General features: G+C 68.1%; 17 protein-coding genes. 9 read left to right on the top strand and 8 right to left on the bottom strand.

All coding sequences use genetic code 11. The annotated features are described in order from the left end of the window. The first annotated feature begins 185 nt into the window (after positions 1-185). The 8 genes from A37U_RS0101555 to A37U_RS0101520 all read left to right on the top strand — a co-directional run bounded on the left by A37U_RS0101555 (position 186) and on the right by A37U_RS0101520 (position 8292). Positions 186-995 carry a TetR/AcrR family transcriptional regulator gene (locus tag A37U_RS0101555; RefSeq protein WP_051111555.1) on the top strand — a complete coding sequence of 270 codons (810 nt, stop codon included), beginning with the start codon at positions 186-188 and terminating at the stop codon, positions 993-995. Next, complete coding sequence (locus tag A37U_RS0101550; protein ID WP_020494842.1) at positions 992-1882, top strand: beta-keto acid cleavage family enzyme; 891 nt, start codon at positions 992-994, stop codon at positions 1880-1882. Before A37U_RS0101555 ends, A37U_RS0101550 begins: the two co-directional genes overlap by 4 nt. Then, positions 1875-2819, top strand: a complete 945-nt coding sequence (locus A37U_RS0101545) for a 3-hydroxyacyl-CoA dehydrogenase NAD-binding domain-containing protein (RefSeq protein WP_020494841.1) — start codon at positions 1875-1877, stop codon at positions 2817-2819. Before A37U_RS0101550 ends, A37U_RS0101545 begins: the two co-directional genes overlap by 8 nt. Further along, a complete protein-coding gene (locus A37U_RS0101540) occupies positions 2806-3246 on the top strand; it encodes a thioesterase family protein (protein WP_040586572.1) in 441 nt (146 codons plus the stop codon). Before A37U_RS0101545 ends, A37U_RS0101540 begins: the two co-directional genes overlap by 14 nt. A gap of 108 nt (positions 3247-3354) precedes the next feature. Then, a complete protein-coding gene (locus A37U_RS0101535) occupies positions 3355-4935 on the top strand; it encodes an ABC transporter substrate-binding protein (protein WP_020494839.1) in 1581 nt (526 codons plus the stop codon). Continuing rightward, positions 4932-5888: an ABC transporter permease gene (locus tag A37U_RS0101530; RefSeq protein WP_020494838.1), complete on the top strand. Its 957-nt coding sequence runs from the start codon at positions 4932-4934 to the stop codon at positions 5886-5888. Before A37U_RS0101535 ends, A37U_RS0101530 begins: the two co-directional genes overlap by 4 nt. After that, positions 5885-6724 carry an ABC transporter permease gene (locus A37U_RS0101525; RefSeq protein ID WP_020494837.1) on the top strand — a complete coding sequence of 280 codons (840 nt, stop codon included), beginning with the start codon at positions 5885-5887 and terminating at the stop codon, positions 6722-6724. The genes A37U_RS0101530 and A37U_RS0101525 overlap by 4 nt, the downstream gene beginning before the upstream one ends. Next, positions 6721-8292 (top strand): dipeptide ABC transporter ATP-binding protein, encoded by a 1572-nt coding sequence (locus A37U_RS0101520; protein ID WP_020494836.1) that lies wholly within the window; start codon positions 6721-6723, stop codon positions 8290-8292. The genes A37U_RS0101525 and A37U_RS0101520 overlap by 4 nt, the downstream gene beginning before the upstream one ends. 22 nt (positions 8293-8314) lie before the next feature. Here A37U_RS0101520 and A37U_RS0101515 read toward each other — a convergent pair whose 3' ends face one another. The 3 genes from A37U_RS0101515 to A37U_RS0101505 are packed head-to-tail and all read right to left on the bottom strand — an operon-like array spanning position 8315 to position 12280. After that, positions 8315-9937 carry a thiamine pyrophosphate-binding protein gene (locus tag A37U_RS0101515; protein ID WP_020494835.1) on the bottom strand — a complete coding sequence of 541 codons (1623 nt, stop codon included), beginning with the start codon at positions 9935-9937 and terminating at the stop codon, positions 8315-8317. Beyond that, entirely contained in the window at positions 9930-10877 is a 948-nt protein-coding gene (gene speB / locus A37U_RS0101510; protein ID WP_020494834.1) for an agmatinase, read from the bottom strand. Before speB ends, A37U_RS0101515 begins: the two co-directional genes overlap by 8 nt. Continuing rightward, entirely contained in the window at positions 10874-12280 is a 1407-nt protein-coding gene (locus A37U_RS0101505) for a sodium:solute symporter family transporter (RefSeq protein WP_020494833.1), read from the bottom strand. Before A37U_RS0101505 ends, speB begins: the two co-directional genes overlap by 4 nt. A 101-nt stretch (positions 12281-12381) precedes the next feature. Between A37U_RS0101505 and A37U_RS0101500 the strand changes: the two genes are divergently transcribed. Beyond that, positions 12382-13806: a PucR family transcriptional regulator gene (locus A37U_RS0101500; RefSeq protein ID WP_020494832.1), complete on the top strand. Its 1425-nt coding sequence runs from the start codon at positions 12382-12384 to the stop codon at positions 13804-13806. Here the strand turns inward: A37U_RS0101500 and A37U_RS0101495 are convergent. The 5 genes from A37U_RS0101495 to A37U_RS0101475 form a co-directional block, all read right to left on the bottom strand. Beyond that, a complete protein-coding gene (locus A37U_RS0101495) occupies positions 13803-15254 on the bottom strand; it encodes an amidase (protein WP_020494831.1) in 1452 nt (483 codons plus the stop codon). The genes A37U_RS0101500 and A37U_RS0101495 overlap by 4 nt on opposite strands. A gap of 10 nt (positions 15255-15264) precedes the next feature. Next, complete coding sequence (locus tag A37U_RS53335) at positions 15265-15582, bottom strand: hypothetical protein (protein WP_240437471.1); 318 nt, start codon at positions 15580-15582, stop codon at positions 15265-15267. 158 nt (positions 15583-15740) lie between these two features. Further along, a complete protein-coding gene (locus A37U_RS53330) occupies positions 15741-16082 on the bottom strand; it encodes a DUF222 domain-containing protein (protein WP_020494829.1) in 342 nt (113 codons plus the stop codon). A 330-nt stretch (positions 16083-16412) separates the two neighbouring features. Beyond that, positions 16413-16739, bottom strand: coding sequence for a hypothetical protein (locus A37U_RS41930; protein WP_157182569.1), 327 nt, complete (start codon positions 16737-16739; stop codon positions 16413-16415). Positions 16740-16848: 109 nt separating this feature from the next. Next, positions 16849-17439 (bottom strand): DinB family protein, encoded by a 591-nt coding sequence (locus A37U_RS0101475; protein ID WP_020494827.1) that lies wholly within the window; start codon positions 17437-17439, stop codon positions 16849-16851. Positions 17440-17457: the final 18 nt, after the last annotated feature.

Here is a 17457-nt window from a genome sequence, read left to right as displayed (position 1 = left end):
AATTCCACACCCTCGGTATTGATCAGTCAGTTAGGTCTACAGAAATTCGCAGGTCAGAACACTAAATTGCGATGTGAGCTTGCGATTATCGCAATTGCTGACTAATCTGCCTTCCCGTGACTTCCCCGGCAGGATCGAGTTCATCGAACGGCGTGGCCGGGCGCGTCCGTGGTCTCGTCAAGGCGATGCCCGGAGTGCAGCGGGATTTCGCCAAGGCGATCGGTCTTGACGAGTCGAAGCTGTCCAAGGCGCTCGTCGGCAAGCGGCAGTTCGCGGCACACGAACTGGTGCGGATCGCCGAGCATTGCGGAGTGACGGTCAACTGGTTGCTCAACGGGAGCGACGAGGCGAAAACGGTGGCCGCGGTACCGGCGATCCCGGCGCGCGCGGACACCAAGGAGGAGCCACGGCGGCGGATCCTGGAGAAGGCCTGGGAGCTCATCGCCGTGCGTGGGTACCACAAAGTCCGGATCGCGGACATCGCGAAGGCCTGTGGGACGAGCACGGCACGGATCCACTACTACTTCCCGACCAAGGACGATGTGCTCAACGATGCCTTGCGGCGCAATGTGAAACTCGCGTTCGACCGCCAGGTCGCCGAGCTGCACGCCATCGAGTGCGCGGACGAACGGCTCTACCGGCTGGTCGAGCTGCAGCTGCCGCTCGAGGGTCTGCTGCACGCGGAATGGTCGGTGTGGCTGCAGGTGTGGAACGAGAGCGCCCTCAACCCGGCACTGCGTTCGCTGTACTGGGACTCCTACGACCGGCGCTATCGCACCATCGCGATGACCATCCGGAGCGGCCAGGAGCAAGGGCTGTTCCGCTCCGGTGACCCGGACCGGTCGGCCACCGCGCTGACCGCGCTGATCGACGGGCTCGGCGTGCAGGTGCTCACCGGGCACCCGAACAGCTCCGTCGAGGCGATGCGCAGCCAGCTGCGGGAGTACATCGAGAACAACATCCTCGGCGGCGCCGAGGAGAAGGGCGAGGAATGACAAGCACCATCATCACCTGCGCGCTCACCGGAGCGGGCGATACGGTCGGCAAGAGCGATCGGGTTCCGGTCACCCCGCGTCAGATCGCAGATTCGGCGATCGAGGCGGCCAATGCTGGCGCGGCGGTCGTGCACATCCATGTTCGCGATATCGAGACCGGGCAGGGCAGCAGGGATGTCGCGCTGTACCGCGAAACCGTCCGCCTGGTGCGGGAAAGCGGCGTGGACGTGGTGCTCAACCTGACCGCGGGCATGGGCGGGGACCTGTTCATCGACGTGGAGGACCCGCTCAAGCCGGTCGAGGGCACCGATCTGGTCAACGGCCTGCAGCGGCTGCCGCACGTCGAGGAACTGCTTCCGGACATCTGCACCATCGACTGCGGCTCGCTGAACTTCGGCGAGGGCAGCCAGCTCTACATCTCCACCCCGGACATGCTGCGCACGGGTGCCGCGCGCATCCAGGAACTCGGCGTGAAGCCCGAGATGGAGATCTTCGACACCGGCCAGCTCTGGTTCGCCAAGCAGATGGTGGCCGAGGGGCTGATCGATCCGCCGCCGCTTTTCCAGCTGTGCATGGGAATTCCGTACGGCGCACCCGCGGAACCCGCACTACTGCAGACCATGGTCGAGCTGCTCCCGGAGAACGCGCAGTGGGCCTCGTTCGCGATCGGGCGCAACCAGATGCGCTGGGTCGCCCAGTCGGTGCTGCTCGGCGGGCACGTGCGGGTCGGGCTCGAGGACAACCTGTACCTGTCCAAGGGAGTCAAGGCGAGCAACGGACAGCTCGTGGAGCGCGCCGTGGAGATCGTCGAGGATCTCGGCGCCACCGTGGCCACCGCGGCGGAAGCACGCGAACAGCTCGGACTGAAGGGGACCAATCGTGGCTGAACCACAGCAGGCGCGCACCATCGCGTGCATCGGGGCCGGGGTGATCGGTGGCGGCTGGGCCGCGCACTTCCTGGCCAAGGGATTCGACGTGCTCGCCTGGGACCCGGGTGAGGGTGCCGAGGAACGCCTGCGGCTGCTCGTGCAGCGCGCCTGGCCCGCGCTGACCGAACTCGGCCTCGCGCAGGGCGCTTCGCAGGATCGGCTGCGGTTCACCGCGACACTCGCCGAGGCTGTCGAAGGCGCGGACTTCGTCCAGGAGAGCGGGCCCGAGGAACTCGAGCTGAAGCAGAAGCTGCTCGCCGATATCGAGGCGGCCACCCCCGAAGGCATCGTGATCGGTTCCTCCACTTCCGGGTACGGCATGACCGAGATGCAGACCAAGGCGGCGAACCCGGGCAGGCTCGTGGTCGGCCACCCGTTCAACCCGCCGTACCTGATCCCGCTCGTCGAGGTGGTCGGCGGGCAGCGGTCCGAGCGCTGGGCCGTGGACTGGGCCTCGGATTTCTACCGCCATGTCGGCAAATCCGTGATCACCATGGGTCGCGAGCTCCCCGGATTCATCGCGAACCGGCTGCAGGAGGCGCTGTGGCGGGAGGCGCTGCACATGGTAGCCAACGGGGAGGCCACGGTCGAGCAGATCGACACCGCGATCACCGAGGGCCCCGGTCTGCGCTGGCCGGTGCAGGGCCCGTGCCTGACCTTCCACCTCGCGGGCGGGGACGGCGGGATGGCCCACATGCTCGATCATTTCGGTCCCTCGCTGAAATCCCCGTGGACCCGGCTGGACGCGCCCGAACTCACCAAGGAGCTGCGGGACCGGATGGTGGACGGCTGCCTCGAGGAGGCGGACGGGCGTTCGATCGCGGAGCTGATCGCGGAACGCGATCGCGCCGTGATCGCCCTGCGACGAGCGATTGGTGGTGATGCCCGTGGGTAGTCTCGAGTATTCTGCGCGGGTTCGCGAGGAATGGATCGACTACAACGGCCATCTCTCCGAACCGTTCTACGTCCTGATCTTCGGCGATGCGACGACGGCCATGATGGACGTCGTCGGCATCGACGCCGAGTACCGGTCCGCGACGGACTCCTCGTTGTACACCGTCGAGGCGCACGTCCGGTACCTGCGCGAGGTCGGCCTGGGCGCCGAGGTTCGCGTGCACACGAAAGTCCTTTCCGTCTCGGGCAAGAAGCTGCGTTTCTGCCACGAGATGTTCCATGAGAGATCACTGGTCGCCACCGAGGAACTGCTCGCGCTGCATGTGTCGGCGGGCAAGGCGGCGGCATTCCCCGAGCACATCGCCGCGCGGCTGGAGTGCCACATCGGAAAGGCCCCGGACTACGCGGGCCGCGCCATCTACACTTAGCTTTTCGGCTCCCCGTCTTTCGATTTTCACCACGTCAATCGGATTTCCACCGAATTCATCGGATTCGAACAACAGCCGAATTGTATCCTCGTGTCTCGGACAACTCTCATGAATCCCTCATCGAAATACCACCGGATCGGCCGCCGTGGTTTCCTCGGCCTCGCCGCCGGACTGGCCGCCGTTCCGGTGCTCTCGGGCTGCGGCCGCGCCGCGGATGCCGAGGCCAGTGCGCCCGCCGGTCCGCCGAAACGTGGCGGCATGCTGCGTGTCGGGGTCACCGGTGGCGGTTCCTCGGACACCCTCGATCCGCATATCCCGGCCACCAATCCGGATATCGCCCGCACGATCAATCTCTACGAGGCGCTGCTCTACCGGGACAACCAGTTCCGCCTGCGCCCGCTGGTCGCGGAATCGGTGGTGAGCTCGCCGGACGCCACGGTGTGGACCGCGACCATCCGCAAGGGCATCAAGTTCCACGACGGACGCCCGGTCATGCCCCGGGACGTGGTGGCCAGCTTCCGCCGGATCACCGATCCCGACGATCCGAAGACCGGGGCGGCCAGCCTCTCGATGCTCGAGTCCGTGGTGCCGACCGGGGACCGCACGGTCGAGTTCCGGCTCTCTCAGGCCACCGCCGGTTTCGACGACTACCTCGGGCAGTACTCGCTCGGGATCGTGCCCGCGGACTTCGACGTCAAGAAGCCGATCGGCACCGGGCCGTTCCGGATGGGCACCTTCGACGCCGGGCTGCAGAGCACCTTCCTGCGCAATGAGCACTACTGGGTACCGGACCAGCCCTACCTCGACAAGCTGGTGCTCACCAACTTCACCGAGGACGACGCCCGCATCAACGCGTTGCTCTCCTCCCAAGTCGACGTGATCGACCAGGTGCCCGTCGCGCTGATCGACGTGCTGCGCAGCGATGAACGGATCCGGATCCTCAACTCCCGCACCGGAACCTGGCAGCCGTTCACCATGCGGGTCGACCGCCCGCCGTTCGACGATGTGCGGGTGCGTCAGGCGCTGCGGCTGGTGATCGACCGCGAGCAGATGATCAACCAGGTGCTCTCCGGCCAGGGGCGGGTGGCCAATGATCTGTACGCGCCCTACGATCCGGCCTACGATTCCACGCTTCCGCAACGGCGCCGCGATCTGCGCAAGGTGCGGGGACTGCTCGCCGCGGCCGGGAAGCCGAACCTCGAGGTGGAACTGACCACCGCGCCCATCCAGGCCGGGGCGGTGGAGGCGGCGCAGGTCTTCCAGCGCCAGGCCAAGGATGCCGGGATCACCATCCGGCTGCACAAGGTGGACACCACCACCTTCTTCGGCGAGAACTACAAGAACTGGGATTTCGCCCAGTCGTTCTGGTACACCCGCAATTATCTTCCCCAGGTGAACAACGGCGCACTGCCGAGCTCACCGATCAATGAGACGCATTTCGGCGATCCGGAGTTCACCGCGATCATCGCGAAGGCGCAGGGCACCGTCGACACGGCCGAGCGGACCAAGCTGCTGCACCAGGCACAGCGCATCGAGTACGAACGCGGCGGCGACATCATCTGGGCGTTCCCCAACCAGGTGGACGCTTATCAGGTGTACGTGGCCGGGCTCGTTCCGGACCGAACCGGCATCCCGCTTTCCGGTTACCAATTCCGCAATGCCTGGCTCGGCCAGGGAGGTGGCGCATGATCCGGATGATCCTGCGCCGCCTGCTGATCAGCGTGCTGGTGCTGCTGGTGGTCTCGATACTCGTGTTCGTGGCGACGCTGCTGCTGCCCGGTGACCCCGCGCGGGCCATTCTCGGTACCCAGGCCACCCCGGAACGCATCGCGGCACTGCAGGAGCACATGCACCTGAACGTCCCGGTGTGGCAACGGTATTTCGACTGGCTCTCCGGCGTGCTCACCGGGGACCTCGGGTTCTCCACCTCCACCCAGGGCTCGGTGAACACCCTGCTCGCCGACCGGATCGGGGCCTCGCTGGTGCTGCTGATCGCCTCGGCGGTGATCAGCACACCGATCGGGCTGGTGGTCGGCACCTGGAGCGCGATCCGTGCCGGACGCACCAGTGACCACGTGGTCTCCGGGTTCAGCCTGGTGATCGCCGCCCTCCCGGAGTTCGTCATCGGCGTGGCGCTCGTGGTGCTGTTCTCCACCTCGGTGTTCAAGCTCCTGCCCTCGGTCACCCTCTCGCCCCCGGGCACTCCGGTCTGGGAGCGGCCCACGCAGTTGGTGCTTCCGGTGCTGACCCTGGTGCTCGTGGTGACTCCGTACATCGTGCGCATGATGCGGGCCACGATGATCGAGGTGCTGGCCAGCGGTTCGGTGGAGATGGCGCGGCTGAAGGGGATCCCGGAGCGGATCGTGCTGTTCCGGCACGCGCTGCCGCAGGCGAGCGGACCGGTGGCACAGGTGATCGCGCTGCAACTGGCCTGGCTCGCCGGCGGGGTGGTCGTGGTGGAGTTCCTGTTCCGCTATCCGGGGATCGGCGCGGCGCTGATCGACGCGGTGAACAACCGGGATGTCCAGGTGGTGCAGGCCATCACCCTGCTGATCGCCGGGGTCTACGTGGTGGTGAACCTGCTGGCCGATGTGGTCGGCATCGTCACGAATCCGCGGCTGCGCACGGAGGTGGCGAAATGAGCGGCGGACTACTGCGGCGTGCGCTCGGGCTGCGCCAGGCCAAGATCGGGCTCACCCTGACCGGGATCGTCGTGCTGCTCGCGGTGGCCGGTGCGCTGTTCGGCAACATGATCACCGGGTACCAGCCCGATGACTTCTCCGGAAAACCGTTCCACGCCAACGGAATGGCGGGAACCGACGGGGTCGGCCGGGATGTACTGACCCGGTTCCTGGACGGCGGCCTCGATCTGCTCGGCTACGGCCTGGCCGCCACCGCGATCGGGGTGCTGCTCGGTGCCGCGCTCGGCATGCTCGCCGGGTACACCGGCGGCTGGCTGGACGGGCTGATCATGCGCGGCTCGGATGTGCTCCTTTCCATCCCGCAACTGGTGTTCGCCCTGCTGGCGATCGCCATGATCGGTCCGAAGGGCTGGTTGCTGATCCTGGTCATCGGCATCACGCACGCGCCGCGGGTGGCCAGGGTGGCGCGCCAGACCACGGTCGGGGTGATCGGGCAGGACTACATCAAGGCCGCGCAGCTCTACGGCATGCCGCGCAGGCGGATCCTGCTGCGCGAGGTGCTGCCGAACATCACCGGTCCGCTCATGGTCGAGCTCGGACTGCGGCTGACCTACTCGATCGGGTACGTGGCCTCGCTTTCCTTCCTGGGACTGGGAATCCAGCCACCAGCGGCGGACTGGGGGCTGATGATCAACGAGAACCGGATCGCGCTCGTGGTGCAACCCTGGGGCGTGGTGCTCCCGGTGCTCGCCATCGCGGTGCTGACCGTGGGGACCAACCTGATCACCGATTCGCTCGCCGCGGCCGCGGCCCGACGTACGACGGAGGAATCGTGACCGCGCTCGATGTCACCGACCTGCACGTGTCCACTGTGGACGACACGCCGGTGCTGCGCGGCGTCTCGTACTCCATCGAACCGGGGGAGATCCTCGCACTCGTCGGGGAATCCGGCTCCGGGAAGACCACGGCCGGGCTCGCCGCGCTCGGGCACTTCCGTACCGGGCTCAAGGCGGTCTCCGGATCGGTGCTGGCCAGTTCCTGCGGCGGCGCGCCCTCGGATGTGCTCGCGCTGCCGGAAAAACAGCGCAGGGCACTGCGCGGCAGGGTGATCTCCTACATTCCGCAGGATCCGGCGCTCTCGCTCAACCACAGCCTGCGGATCGGCAAGCAGATCGCCGAGGTGCTCGAGGTGCACGGTTACCCCGGTTCGGTCGAGGACCGGGTGCGCGAGACGCTCACCGAGGTCGGCCTGCCCTCCGATACCGAGTATCAGCGCCGCTACCCGCACCAGCTCTCCGGTGGCCAGCAGCAGCGGGTCGGGATCGCCATGGCGTTCGCCTGGAAACCGAGCGTCGTGGTGCTCGACGAACCGACCACCGGACTGGATGTCACCACCCAGGCGCTGATCCTGGAGACCGTGGCCAAGCTCGCCGCCGAACAGGACACCGCCGCCCTCTACATCACCCACGACCTGGCCGTTGTGGCCCAGATCGCGCACCGGGTCGCGGTGATGTACTCCGGTGAGATCGTGGAATCCGGTGCGGCACGACAGGTTCTGCACGAGCCGCAGCACTCCTACACCCGCGCGCTGATGGCCGCCGTCCCCGGGATCGAAGGGCCGGTCGGCCGCAGCGAAGCCGAGGAACCGGACGAGGACGTGGTGCTGCGCGCCGAACGCATCGAAGTGTCCTATGCGGACACCAAGGTGCTGCGCGGGGTGGACCTCGCGGTGCGGCGCGGGGAATCCGTGCTGCTGCTCGGCGAATCAGGATCGGGCAAGACCACACTGTCCCGCAGCCTGTGCGGCTTGATCGAGAAGTGCACCGGAACCGTCACCCTGGACGGGAATCCACTCTCCGCCTCGGCGCGGAAACGAAGCTGCGAACAGCTGCGCGATGTGCAGTACGTGTTCCAGAGCCCGTTCTCCTCGCTCAACCCGCGCAGGACCATCGCCGAATCGGTCGAGGTTCCGCTGCGGCAGCTGACCGATCTGGACAAGGACCAGCGCCGGAAGCGGGTGGCCGAGGTACTCGAGCAGGTGCGGCTGGACCCCGAGTACGCCGACCGGCTCCCCGGCGGGCTCTCCGGAGGGCAACGCCAGCGCGCCGCGATCGCACGGGCACTGGTCACCACTCCGAAGGTGCTCGTCTGCGATGAAGTCACCTCGGCCCTGGATGTCTCGGTACAGGCCACCATCCTCGAACTGCTCGGCGAACTGCGCACCGAACTGGGCATGTCGATCCTGTTCGTCACGCACAACATCGCGCTCGCCCGGCACGTCGCCGACCGGATCGCGGTGCTGCGCGAAGGGCTCATCGTCGAACAGGGCACGGTGGACCGGGTGCTCGACGCGCCGGAACACGAATACACTCGGGAACTCCTGGCCAATACACCGAAACTGTAGTCCTCGCCGGGCACCCGGCGCCTCAGCTCGGTGCGAACAGGCGCGGGCGGGCGGAGAGCAGGAGCACGCCCGGGCCAGGGGTGACGAGTTCGGCGGCGAGATCGGTGCTGAGCCGGTCGGGTGCGGTGCGGGCGGCGCGGACACCGAAAGAGCGGGCCAGGGCGAGGAAATCCGGCCGGGCGAGGTCCACCGCCGGGCCGTGTGCGGCTTCCGGGCCGAAGGCGCCGTCGAGGTACTCGCGCAGGATCCCGTATCCGCCGTCGTCCACGATCAGCCAGGTGACGTCCAGCTGATGCTGTGCCGCCGTGGCCAATTCGGCGATCCCGTACATCGCGCCGCCGTCCCCGGAGACCGCGAGTACCGGAGAGCCGGTGGCCGCGGCGGCACCGAGTGCGGCGGGGAACGCGTAGCCGAGCCCGCCGGTGCCCTGCGCCGAATGCATCCGCCCCGGCCAGGCCGACCAGGCCCAGTAGGCGAGGATCGTCATGTCCCAGAAGCTCGGCACGTGTTCCCCGGCTCCCTCCCACACCGCGTCGAGCAGCGCCCGTTCGGCTTCGAGGTCCTGGCCGTCGAGGCGCTCCCGCACGGCGGCGAGCAGGGCGGTGACCGCCTCCTCGGCGCGTCCGTCCGGGTCGCGTTCGGTGACCGCGGCGGCCAGCCCGGCGAGTGCTTCGCGCGCATCAGCGTGCACCGGAACCACGGGCAGGTTTGCGGCGAGTTTCCCGGCATCCGCCTCGATCTGCACCACTGTCCCTTGTGGACGGAGGCTGTGGTAGTTGCCGGACAGCTCGCCGAGCCCGGAACCGGCCACGAGCAGGACATCGGCTGCGGCGAGAAAATCGGTGGTGTGCCGGTCCTCCAGCCAGGAACCGCAGGAGAGCGGATGCCGTGCGGGGAACACCCCTTTGCCGCCGAAGGTGCTCACCACCGGGGCGCGCAGCCGTTCCGCGAGGACGCGCAGTTCTGGTTCCGCGCAGGCTCGCGCGACTCCGCCACCGGCGAGGATCACCGGGTTGCGGGCGCCGTCGAGCAGCCGGGTGACCTCTTCGAGCGGCACCGGTTCCGGGGCGGTGGGCCGGATCGGGAGCTCGCGTACCGTGCCGAGATTCGTGGGCGCGAGCAGCACATCCTGAGGGATCTCCACCCAGCTCGGTCCGTACGGCGGGCTCGCCGCGTCCTGCCACGCCTGGCGCAGCACGGCGGGGATCTGCTCGGCGTGCTGCACGGTGCGCGCGGTCTTCACCACCCCGGCGGCGATGGCGCGCTGATCCGCGAGCTCGTGCAGATAACCGCGACGCGCCCCGCCGAGGCCGTCGCTCGGGATCTGGCTGGCGACCACGAGCAGCGGAACCGAGGCGGCGAACGCCTCTTGGAGCGCGGGAAGGGCGAGCAGCGCACCCGGTCCGGTCGAGACGGCCACGGGGGTGACCGGGACCGATTCGTCACGGCGCAGGCGTACCCGTGCCATACCGTCCGCCGCGAACCCCGCGTTGTGCTCCATCCGATAGGTGAGGGTGCGCATCCCGTTGCGGCGCAAGCCTTCGAACAGGCCGAGCGCGTGCTGGCCGGGCAGGCCGAGTACGGTGTCCGCGCCGAGCGTCCGCAACGATTCGGCCACCAGGTCCCCGCCGGTGCGCTCAGCCACGGCCGGCCCGCAGCGCGTAGAGGCCGAGCAGGTCGTAGACCACGTGCGCGGCGGCGATGGCGGTGATCTCGGCGTGGTCGTAGGCGGGGGCGACCTCCACCACGTCCGCGCCGACGAGCCTGGCCGGGCGGAGCCCGCGCAGGATCTCCAGGAGTTCGCGGCTGGTCATCCCGCCGGCTTCCGGGGTTCCGGTGCCCGGTGCATGCGCCGGATCGAGAACGTCGATGTCGATCGAGATGTACAGGGGCCGATCGCCGATCCGGTCCAGTAATGCCGAGGCGATCTCGTCCGGGCCGCTGCGAAGCACATCCGCGGATGTGACGATGCCGAACCCGAGGCGCTCGTCCTCCTCGAGATCCGCCCGGCCGTACACCGGGCCCCGGGTACCGACATGGCAGGCGCTCGCGGTGTCCAGCAATCCCTCCTCGGCGGCCCTGCGAAACGGGGTGCCGTGCGTGTAGGGCTCGCCGAAGTAGGTGTCCCAGGTGTCCAGGTGCGCGTCGAAGTGCAGCAGGGCGACCGGGCCGTGTCGTCGCGCGGCGGCACGCAGCAACGGGAGGGCGATCGTGTGGTCCCCGCCCACTGTGACCAGTTTCGTGCCGCGGTCCCCGTATTCGGCGGCGACCCGCTCCAGCTCCCCGATCGCCTCGTGGATCGCGAAGGGATTCAGCGCCGTGTCCCCGGCATCCGCGACCTGCATCGCCGCGAACGGTGCCACATCCAGGCCGGGGTGATAGGGGCGGAGCAGTCTGCTCCCATCGCGCACCGCGGCCGGGCCGAACCGGGCCCCGGGGCGGTAGGAAACTCCGGAGTCGAAGGGCGCGCCGAGGATCGCCACCTCGGCGTGACCGACATCCTCGAGCCGGGGTAACCGGGCGAAGGTGGCGAAGCCGCCGAACCGGGGCATGGCCGTGGGATCCAGCGGACCGGTGGTGCTCATGATGTCGATGTCGCTCCTTCGTGCATGCGCCGCCGCCATCCGGCGAGGACGTCCCGGTCGGTGCGCCGGGTCCCGAGGCTGACCGTCACATAGGCCAGCAGGCTCACGCCGAGCCCGTAGTAGATCGGCTCGTCGGCGAGTACTCCCTTGATCACCATGGTGACCACGACCGTCGCCGAACCGGCCAGAATTCCGGCGATCGCCCCGGCCGCCGTGGCCCGCGGCCACACCAGGGCGCCGAGGATCGCCACGAGCAGACCGCCGACGAGCAGGTTGTAGGCGATGTTGAGGGAACCGACCACGCTCCCGATGCTCAGCGCGAGACCGATCATCAGCACCCCCATGGCCAGGGTGACCATCCGGATGCCGGGCGCCCGGGTGCGCAGCCGGGGGAGCAGATCGTTGCTCGCCACGGTGGCGCAGGCCAGCAACGCCCCGCTGGATGTGGACATCAGCGCGGACAGCGCGGCCGCGAGCACCAGCCCGCGCAGCCCGGTCGGCAGCAGGTTCTCCACGAGTACCGCGAAGGCGTCGTCCGCCTTGCCCAGGTTCGGATAGAGCACGTGCCCCGCGGCGCCGATCACCGCACCGGCGATCGCGTACAGCAGACAGTAGGTGCCCGAGATCAGCCCACCGGTGGTGGCGATCTTCGGGGTGCGCGCGGTGAACGCCCGCTGCCAGATGTCCTGCCCGATGAGCAGGCCGAGCGCGTAGGTGAGCAGGTAGCTGCCGATGGCAGCGCCGCCGATACCGACCGGGTCGAGGAACTGTTCGCCGAGCCGCGTGCCGATCCCGCTCAGCCCGCCCGCGCTGGTCAGGGCGATCGGCAGCAGGATCGCGAAGATGCCGATCGTCTTGAGGCCGAACTGCACGATGTCGGTGATCGTGATCGACCACATCCCGCCGAGCGTCGAGTACAGCACCACGATCGCCCCGCCGAGCGCGATCGCCGCGGCCGAGGGGAGCGCGAACAGCACCGCAAACACGGTGGCGAAGGACAGCACCGAGGTGACCGCGACCATCAGGGTGTAGGCCCACATCACGATCGCGGTGAGCAGTTCCACCACGTGCCCGTATCGGATCCGCAGCATCTCGGCGACCGTGTACACCCGGAGCCGGACGATGCGCCGCACGAACGCCGCGTGCAGCAGGAGCAGCCCGAGCCCGATGGCGATCACCAGCCAGGCACCGGAGATCCCGTATGTGTAGCCGAGACCGATGCTGCCGATGGTGGAGGCCCCGCCGAGCACCACCGCGGCCATCGTCCCGGAGTACATCGTGGTGCCGAGCCGCCGCCCGGCCACGATGAAGTCGCTGCGAGTGCGCGCCAGCCTGGTGCCGAGCCAGCCGATGGCGAGCATGCCCAGGATGTACAGCGTGATCACGAGATAGTCGACACCCATGGCTGACCTCCGGCGGTTACGGCTGGGTTCGAACCGTAGGCCCGCCGGAGACGGCGCGGAATGGGATGATCCGGCCCGATCGCGGGTTAGCATTGGGCACAATGACCAGTTTCGCCGAAGCCGAGGTCTCGTTGCGCGAGCTGCTCGCCGTTCGCGAACTCGATCTGGAGGTGCGGGTAGCGGCCGGGCTGGATGTGCCGGTCCGCGGGGCGCATCCGTGCGAGCTGACCGATCCGCGGCCCTATCTGCTCGGCGGGGAACTCCTGCTCACCGCCGGGGTGGATCTCGTCCCCGAGCCCGAGCCCCTGCGGGACTATGTGGCCCGCCTGGTAGCGGCCGGGGTCGGTGCGCTCGGCTTCGGCCTCGAGCCCGTGTTCCATGCCGTGCCGGATGAACTCGAGCACGCCTGCGCGCGGGAGGGGCTCGCGTTGCTGCTCGTTCCGGGCTCGACCCCGTTCATCGCGGTGTGCCGCGCGGTGGCCGAACTGCAGGCAGACCGGGCCGAGGCCGGGCGGCGCCGGCTCGCCTCGGCCCAGCGCGCGCTGAGCACCGCGCTCACCGGGGACCGGCCCCGCGAGGCACTGCTCACCGTGCTCGCCGAGACTCTCGGTGGCTGGGTGGTGCTGCTCGACGCGCATGGCGCGGTCCTTTCCGGGCACCGGTTTCCCGATCCGCTTCCCGCGGAACTGCGCATCCTCACCGAGCGGACGGGGACGAGTGACATCGCCGCGACCGAGACCGTGGACGGCACCCGGCTACTGGCTCAGCCGGTGGGTGGCCGCAGCCGGGAGGTGCTCGGTGTCGGCCTGGCGCGGCGGCCGGACGACAGCGATCGCGCGATCATCGCCGTGGCACTGGCCCTGCTCGGTGCGAGCGTGCCGCGGAAGACGTTCACCGAGGTTTCCGCGCTCGCCACCCGGACGCTGCTCGGTGAGCCCGCCGAGCTCGCCGCACTGTTCGGTACCGATGGCCCGTACCGGATCGTGCGCGGGGTGGCCACCACACCGGAGCCGCGGCCGATTCCGCTCGCCACCCCCTTGTGCGCCGTGGACGGGAGGGAATTCCTCGCCGTGCTCGACCGCGATGTCGATTCCGCCGAACTGGCCGCGCTGCACCGGGGCGGATGGCTGGCCGTGACCAGCGAGGCGAGTGAGGCCGGGCAGCTCGCCGAGGCGGCACGGCGGACCCGGGCGTTGCTGCGCAGGGCACGCACCCTCGGCAGGCCGGTGCGCGCCGAGGAGCTGACCGCGGCGGGCTTGCGCGGCCTCATCTCCCCGGACCAGGCGCACCGGTTCGCCGAGGACCGGTTGCGCCCGCTCGCCGGGACCGATCTCGCCGCGAGCTTGCGTGTCTGGCTGGCCAACCACGGCAACTGGGAGGCCACCGCGGCGCAGCTCGGCGTGCATCGCAACACCCTGCGGCACCGGATCGAACGGGTGCGGCGGTTGCTCGGCGTCGATCTCGCGGACGCGGAGGTGCGTATGCAGTTGTGGTTCGCGCTCGGCTGGGGTGAGACGGGCACCTAGCACGCGGCCGGTGGGGCACCGATTCGTTGTTCGAGCAGTTCGGCCAGTCGCAGTGTGGTGCGGTCTTCGAACATCGGACCGATGAGCTGTACTCCCACCGGCAGCCCCTCGGGGGAGCGCCCCGTCGGTATCGCCGTCGCGGGAAGGCCGGGCATGGTGGCCAGTCCGGCCCAGACGAGCTGGTCGAAGTACGGGTACTCGGCCCCGTCGATATCGAGCCTCCGCTGCAACGGATCGGGGTTGTGGTCGTGCGGGAACGCGGGGGTCGGCGTGATCGGGCACAGCACGGCATCGAACCCGGCGAACAGCTGCCGCCAGCCGTGGCGGTGGATCTCACGACGGTTGGTCACCTCGAGCCAATCGCGGTGACTCGACACCATTCCGCGCAGCCGGGTCGCATCGAGGCTGTGGTCGTGTGGGTTCAGTCCGGCTGCGCGGTCCCGCAGCTGCTCGTACCCTTCGACGGGAAAACGTGCAACGGTGCCGGAAACCAGCAACCGCATGTACAGCGACGCGGCTTCGGCCAGATCGGGCAGCAGTGGGCTGTGCCGTTCGACGCGGGCACCATCGGCGACAAGCGCGTCGGCCACCCGGTTCACTCCCGCTCGAACCGCGGTCCCGGTCGCGATCAGCGGATGCTCGTCGAGGACCAGGACCCGGAAGTCGCCGAGTGTTTCGTGGCGCGCGGGCGGTAGCGTCACCTGGTGGGCCAGGCCGAGTGTCAACGGGTCCGGGCCGGCCATCACGTCGAGCAGCAGACTGAGATCACCGGCGGTGCGCGCCATCGGGCCGACCACGGCGAGATCGGCTTCGGTCGGCAGAGCCGGTGCGGACGGCGGCGTCATACCGCGGATCGCCGCCAGTCCGAGTGTCGGTTTGTGTGCGTGGATGCCACAGAAATGTGCCGGGGTGCGCAGCGAACCCGCGAGGTCGGAGCCGATGGACAGCGCGCCGAATCCACACGCCAGGGCCGCCGCCGAGCCGCCGGAGGATCCGCCCGAGGTGCGACTGGTGTCCCACGGGTTGTTGGTGGTGCCGTAGATCTGGTTGAAACTCTGGATGTCCTGCAGCCCCAGGGGCACATTGGTCTTGCCGAGCACTACCGCGCCCGCGGCTTTCAGCCGCGACACCTGTACCGCATCCTCGGGTGGTTCGAAGTTCCGGTATTGCGGCATGCCCCAGGTCGTGGGCATCCCGGCCATGTTGTAGGACTCCTTGACCGTTACCGGAATACCCAGCAGCGGCCGATCCGTACCCCGGGCGCGTGCTCGATCGGCGTCCCGCGCCGCCACCCGCGCGCGATCGAAGTCGGGCACACAGATCGCGTTGATCGCCCCGTCATCCCGTTCGATCCCGGCGATCGCCGCGTCGGTCAGTTCCACCGAGGACACCTCGCCGGCACGGAGCGCGGCCGCCAGCTCCCCGGCCGACCGGAAATTCCATTCCATGGCTGCAACGCTAACGACCCTCCGCTGAGGTCACAAAATGGCGCTTTCCGCAATGGAACGGCCGATATTCGGGTGGGGTGAATTCTGGTTTGCCCTTGGTGATGCGAACTTGCCAGTCGGTGTTGTGGATGAGGGTGTGGTGGTGGGCGCAGCGGAGCACCATGTTTTCTTCGGTGGTGAGTCCGCCGTCGGGGTGGGCGCAGCCGTGGTCTCGGGCGATGAGTCGGCGGCGGAGTTTTGGTGGTGCGGTGCGTTCGCGGCAGCCCATGTCGAATACTTCGCCGCCTGATTCGGGGAGGTTTTCCGAGTTCGCGGCAAGTTGAATCACGTCGGCTAATGCATCGGCGTCGCGTTCGGCCTGGGTGCGTATATCGGGTGTGCCGCCGTTGGTTTCGGTGCTGCGGGGTTTGCCGAGTGCGTCGAGGGCGCTGCGGAGTTTGGGCCGGTTTCGTGGTCCAGGGTTCCGCGGATGGTCCAGTTGTTCTGCTACTGCTCCAGCCAGATCTGCCGGGCTGGGCGGGTGAGTTCGCGGTCGGTGGGTTCCTGTCCATCCGGATCGAGTCGCGTCTGCAGTTCTCGAATCGGACGGACGAGCCAGTGTGGTCCGACCTCACCGGCGATCTCGGCGAGAGCCTTTTCCGCGATCGGCCACGCGTCTCCGATCAGTATCTCGGCGGAAAGCTCGCCGGCAAACTGACGAATCCGGTCCACGTGTTCGGTGCCGACTTCTCCGCGCGAATAGGCTTCGGCGGTGTTCGGTAAATCCGGGGAGAGTGGTTCCCCACTGATACCGAGCGCGCCGAACAACATTCGTGCCCGTTCGGCCATTCGGCGTGCTTCGGCACGACTAATGCCTAGCACGTCCCGCGCCAGAGTCGCCGCCGAACCGCAGTACCCGAATTCGACCGGCGCAACCCTCCTTATCCAACTCGGCAAGCTGATGTAATGACTCGGCTTCGGCACGACGCACTACGACGGCCTGTTCGATGAACCGGTCAAGCCACTCCCGACTCGACAGTTTTATCCCCATTTCCCCAGTGCTCATAACATCTATACTAGCAGAAGCCGGGCGCTGATGAACTGCTTAGCCGGAAATCGCCCGAATGGATTAGCCCGTGTTTTTCAGGCGGGGCGTCTTTTTGTTCGAAGCGATGAATGTTACTTCGGTTGGGTGGCGGTGGGCATCGGCATGTTCTTGAGCTGATCGCCGACCTTGTCGAGTTCGGCGGACCACTGCGCTTGCAGAACAAGCGTGATGGCGATGCCCGCTATTCCGCATACGACACCGGAGATGGACATGGCACGCGCGGATTTCCAGATTCCGATGATGCCGAGTACGACCGCCGCGCCGCCGATGATCGCCCCGACGTTGTTGAGGATCGGCACGGGACTGATGGCGAGCGCGATGATCCCGAAGACCAATGCGAGTATGCCAAGGGTCTTGGATCTACCGGGTGTGACCGCTCGTGGTGCCGTTGTAGCCATGGTTTCTCCTGGTCAGAAGGATGATGACCGTTTATCGGAGAACCTCGGGCGCCGTTACAGCGCTGGGTGAGGCGTGGACGGACCGGTTGGGATCAGCGCTTTTTCCTTGTCATACAACGGGTTTCCGGTGTTGTTCGGCGGCCGCGGTCACCTTGGCGTAGTAGTTCCGCCACCATTCGGCACCCCCGAGGTCCTCGGCGTCGGCGCCGCCTTCGCCGTCGATCAGTTCCCGGACGATGTCGATGTGGCCCGCGTGGTGCGCGGTTTCGTCGACCATCCGCACGAGCAGTGAGCCGAGGGTGGTGTCCCGTCGCTCTTCGGGCCACCACGGCACCCGCGCGGGTGCGTCGAGGCCGAGCTGTGCGATGGATTCGTCGGAGTGCCGCCACACGGTCCGGTAGAGCTCGCGCAGTTCGGTCGAGGATTCGGTGGATTGTGCCCACATATCGGCGCCGTCCCAGATGGATTCGTCGTCGACCCAGGGCAGGGTGATCGTTCCGGGGCGCCCCACGCAGGCGCCGAGGTAGCCGAATTCGACGGTGGCGAGGTGCTTGACCAGGCCGAGCAGGTTCGTCGCGCTCGGGGTCAACGGGCGGCGGATGTCGTACTCGGAGAGCCCGTCCAGCTTGGTGAGCACGTGTTCGCGGGACTGTTGCAGGTAACGGTGCAGGTCGGCGGCAATGCCGGTGAGTTCGTCCATGCCCGCGAGCCTAGAACC

The organism is Sciscionella marina DSM 45152 (assembly GCF_000379465.1).
Taxonomy (GTDB): Bacteria; Actinomycetota; Actinomycetes; order Mycobacteriales; family Pseudonocardiaceae; genus Sciscionella; species Sciscionella marina.
This window is presented reverse-complemented; position numbering and strand designations above follow the sequence as displayed.